This is a genomic window from Lactobacillus nasalidis (assembly GCF_016587775.1).
In the GTDB taxonomy this organism is placed as follows: Bacteria; Bacillota; Bacilli; order Lactobacillales; family Lactobacillaceae; genus Lactobacillus; species Lactobacillus nasalidis.
This window is the reverse complement of the sequence record NZ_BOCG01000625.1, coordinates 1-2,793: the sequence shown is the minus strand read 5'-3', so window position 1 is coordinate 2,793 and position 2,793 is coordinate 1. Positions and strand designations below refer to the sequence as shown.

At 56.2% G+C, this 2,793-nt stretch carries 3 protein-coding genes; 1 reads left to right on the top strand and 2 read right to left on the bottom strand.

What is annotated here, in order from left to right; all coding sequences use genetic code 11:
- Positions 1-561 (top strand): NCS2 family permease (locus lacNas_RS11685; RefSeq protein WP_201346891.1); only part of this gene is annotated, 561 nt, incomplete at its 5' end.
- Between the two features lie 78 nt (positions 562-639).
- Here the strand turns inward: lacNas_RS11685 and lacNas_RS11680 are convergent.
- Both lacNas_RS11680 and lacNas_RS11675 read right to left on the bottom strand, forming a co-directional pair.
- On the bottom strand, positions 640-2,178 hold the full coding sequence (locus lacNas_RS11680) for a ClC family H(+)/Cl(-) exchange transporter (protein WP_201331371.1): 1,539 nt from the start codon (positions 2,176-2,178) through the stop codon (positions 640-642).
- 78 nt (positions 2,179-2,256) lie between these two features.
- The coding region (locus lacNas_RS11675) for a LytTR family transcriptional regulator DNA-binding domain-containing protein (protein ID WP_201346890.1) at positions 2,257-2,793 on the bottom strand (537 nt) is incomplete at its 5' end.

Below are 2,793 nucleotides of genomic sequence, written 5' to 3'. Positions count from 1 at the left end.
ACCTTCCTCCTGGTGGCCTTCTTTGACACCACCGGTACCTTGATCGGTCTGGCTCACCAAGCCGGCCTGGTTGACAAGGACGGCAAGATGCCAAGAATCGGCAAGGCCATGGCGGCCGACTCAACGGCCATGATGGCTGGTTCCATCATCGGTACTTCACCGGTTGGCGCCTACGTTGAATCTTCATCCGGGATCGCTGCCGGCGGCCGGTCAGGTCTGACTGCCGTTTGGGTTGGTATCTTCTTCCTTTTGTCCATGTTCTTCAGCCCGCTTTTGAGCGTGGTGACGACTACGGTTACGGCTCCAGCCTTGATCATCGTCGGCGTTTTGATGGCCGCCAACCTGGCCAAGATCTCCTGGGACAAGCTGGAAATCGCTGTTCCAGCCTTCCTGATCGTGATCGGCATGGGCTTGACCTACTCCATCGCTGACGGGATGGCCTTGGGCTTGATCGTTTACCCGATCTCCATGACTGCTGCCAAGCGGACCAAGGAAGTCAGCCCGATGATGTGGATCCTGGCTGTGGTCTTCGTGATCTACTTCCTGATCTTGAACGTCTAAGCGACAACAATAACAATTTTTGCCAAGAGAAAAAGCCTCGACTTGCTGTCGAGGCTTTTTCTTATGCGCTTTTCTGCCTTATTCCTTGGCTTCCTGCAGGCTGGCTATCTTGTCGTAGACCAGCCCCCGCTGGTTTTCATCGATTTCCAGAACCAAGAGGTCGCCGGCCAGAAGCTGGGTGTCCCCGTCAGGGATAATGTCCTTTTGCCCCCGGTGGATGACTCTGACCAGAGTCCGATCCGGCCAAGCGATTTCCTTGACCCGGTGGTCAGCCAATTGGCTGCCTTCATAGATGGAGACGGTCAATTGATCGGCTTCACCGACATAGTCGTTGTCTTCCTTGGTCTGCATCCGGCCAGCCAGGCTTTCGTAGATCGGCTCCCCGCCCAGCAGCTCATTGACGACATAAGCGGCAACTGAAACCACGGCCAAGGGCATGAGGTGCAAGAGGGACCCAACCATTTCCGCGATCAGCATGATGGCGGTAAAAGGCGAGCGGACGATGGCCGAAAACAGGCCGGCCATGGAGAAGATGATCAAGTTGACGACCAATTTTTGGTCCAAAAGGCCCAGGTCAACCATGAACTCGCCGTAAACTGCCCCCAAGAGGGCCCCCATGGTCAAGATCGGCAGGAAGATCCCGCCCGGCAGACCAGAATCGTAAGACACGATGGAAAAACTGATCCGCAGAAGGAAGATTAAGACCAGGACATTTACGGCGTGAATTTGGTTCAAGCTCAAAATCAAGTTGTTGCCCCCGCCGACATAGCCCGGGAAGTAGTACATGATCGGCACCAAGATGAGGGCCGGAATGATCCCGTGCAGCCAGCGCGGAAGAACGGTGATTTTTTGATAAACACGGCTGAAATTGAGCAGGCCCCACTGGTAGAAGCGGCCGATCAAGCCCAAGAAGGCCCCCAATAAGAGCAGCTGCCAGTACTGGAGGATGGGGAAGCTGTGCTTGTAGTCGATCGCTAAGACCGGAGTCTGGCCAAAGACATTGGAAACCACGAAGTTGGCCATGATAGCTCCGGCTAAAGCGTTCAGCCAGACCCGGGGGGAAAAGTTGTGAAAGACCTCTTCAACGATGAACATGGCCCCGCCCAAAGGCGCCCCGAAGGCCGCGGACAAGCCGCTGGCCGCCCCAGTTGCCAGGAGGACCCGGGAGTCGCTCTTTGAGGCCTTGAAGCCCTGGGCTACCCCCTGGCCGACCGTTGAGCCCAATTGGATTGACGGACCTTCCCGGCCTAAAAAGAGGCCAGACCCGATCGACAGAACCCCGCCGATGAACTTCCGCCAAAGGATCGGCCACCAGGCCAGTTGCAGCTTGCCCTGCAGCTGGAGTTCTACTTCAGGAATCCCGGACCCGCCGGCATGGGGCTGCTGCTTGACTAAGAAGCCGGCCACGATCACGCTGACCAGAACGCCCCCGGCTAAGAGCCACAAGAGGGCCGGGTTAGCGTGCGCTGCCTGGTAGCCTTTTTGCCACATGGCCAAGGTCTGCCCGATCAGCCAGCGGAAGCTGCCGACAACGATGCCAGCCACCAGGCCCACGACCAGGGCTTCGAATAATAAGCGCAGGTTGGATTTGCGCGTTTGTCTGTCTTCACTCTCCATACGATTTTTGCCCACCTTTTTTGCATATAAAAACAGCATAAACCTTTTAGGCGGACATGTAAAATCTACTTTGCCTCGTCAAGGCTTCATAAGCTTGGCCAGCCGGTAGTCATGTTCCTGCATAAGGGTCTTCATCTGCTTCTGCCGGCCAGCCGCGTATTCTTCGACATCCCCGTTCACAAAGGAGACCAGGTGGCGGCGAAGATCGATGGCTTCGATATTGTCCGGGTTGACCAGGCAGGACTGGCTGATTTTTTCCAAGAGGGGATTTTCCTTGGCGCACTGGCTGAGGCTGCCAAGGAACTGCGCTTCACCAGCCTGCTTAACGATCAAGAGCTTGTGGGGCGTCAAGGTGGTCGTGATATAGACCAGGTCGGTCAATCTGATGTTTTTGATCTGCCGGCCCACTCGGTAGGAAAAAGTCAGCTGCTTGGCTACAGAGTCCTTATGTAATTGGCTAAGAGCCACTTCAACGGTTTCTACGATCCGCCGGCGCTGGGCCACGGGATCCGCACCTTTGACGATGTAGTCTACCGGCCCCAGCCGGCGGCGGTAGGTGATGATTGACAGGTCGGCATGGCTGGTCAGAAAAATGATCTGAGCCCGGTCGTCCTG

Coding starts and splice junctions, on each gene's coding strand:
- lacNas_RS11680 (WP_201331371.1), bottom strand. CDS start 2,178: ATGGAGAGTGAAGACAGACAAACGCGCAAATCCAACCTGCGCTTATTA.